This window comes from Xanthomonas sp. SHU 308 (assembly GCF_000364645.1).
Lineage (GTDB): Bacteria > Pseudomonadota > Gammaproteobacteria > Xanthomonadales > Xanthomonadaceae > Xanthomonas_A > Xanthomonas_A sontii.
In genome coordinates, this window is sequence record NZ_AQOK01000591.1 from 1 (window position 1) to 1,018 (window position 1,018).

General features: G+C 68.1%; 2 pseudogenes. Both read left to right on the plus strand.

Annotation, left to right across the window (positions count from 1 at the left end):
- Nucleotides 1-307, plus strand: a pseudogene (locus tag D588_RS28745) (methyl-accepting chemotaxis protein); the annotation flags it as partial.
- A 59-nt stretch (nt 308-366) separates the two neighbouring features.
- Nucleotides 367-1,018 (plus strand): annotated as a pseudogene (locus D588_RS0116965) (methyl-accepting chemotaxis protein); the annotation flags it as partial.

The following is a 1,018-nucleotide window of genomic DNA, read 5'->3' on the forward strand; positions in this document are numbered from 1 at the left end:
AGAGCAGAGCTCCGGCGTCGGCCAGATCAACACCGCGGTGGTGCAGCTCAGCCAGACAACACAGCAATCCGCTGCCAACGCTGAAGAATTGGCCGCCACGGCCGAAGAAGTAAGCAGCCAGGCCGAACAGTTGCAAACGCTCATGAGCTTCTTCACCACCGGCGCCACGCCCGCCCCGGCACCGGCCCCGCAGCCGCGGCGGCTGCCGACGCCGATGCAACGCGGGCCACGCGCGCGCAGCTTCGGCGGGCCTGCCGCCACGGCGCAGGCCGCACGCCTGGAAGAAGCCGCGTTCGTCTCGTTCTGATCCATCTCCGCACCGGCCCGGCAGGCCGGTGCCTCTCTATCCCGCACAGGTACCACGGCATGTCCAACTCCCTTTCGCTGTCATCCAAGCTGTGGAGCGGCTCGGCCATCGCCATCGTGCTGCCATTGGCCGCCGCCGTGTGCGGGTTCGCCCTCGGCTTGAGCCCCGGGCAAACCCTGGCGCTGGGCATCGGCGCCACGGTGCTGGCCGCCGCGGTGCTGGCCTACACCGTCCACGCCATCACCCGCTCGCTGCGGATCGCCACCACCACCCTGGCGCGCTTCGCCACCGGCAATTTCGAGGTGGTGATGCCGACCATCCGCAACGACCAGGCCTGCGAGGTGCTGCTGGCGCTGCGCCAGGTGCAGACCGGGGTGCGCCAGATCAATGACGAGATCGTGCGCATGTCCGCGCAGCACGACGCCGGCGACATCGACGTGGTGATCGAGAGCCACCGTTTCGAAGGCGACTTCCGCAGCATGGCCGACGGCATCAACCGCATGGTCGGCGACCACATCGCCACCAAGAAGAAGGCGCTGGCCTGCGTGGCCGAGTTCGGCCGCGGCAATTTCGATGCGCCGCTGGAGACGTTCCCGGGCAAGAAGGTCTTCATCAACGAGATCATCGAGCAGGTGCGCCGCAACATGCAGGGGCTGATCGCGCAGATGCAGCACATGTCCGCGCAGCACGACGCCGGCGACATCGACGTGG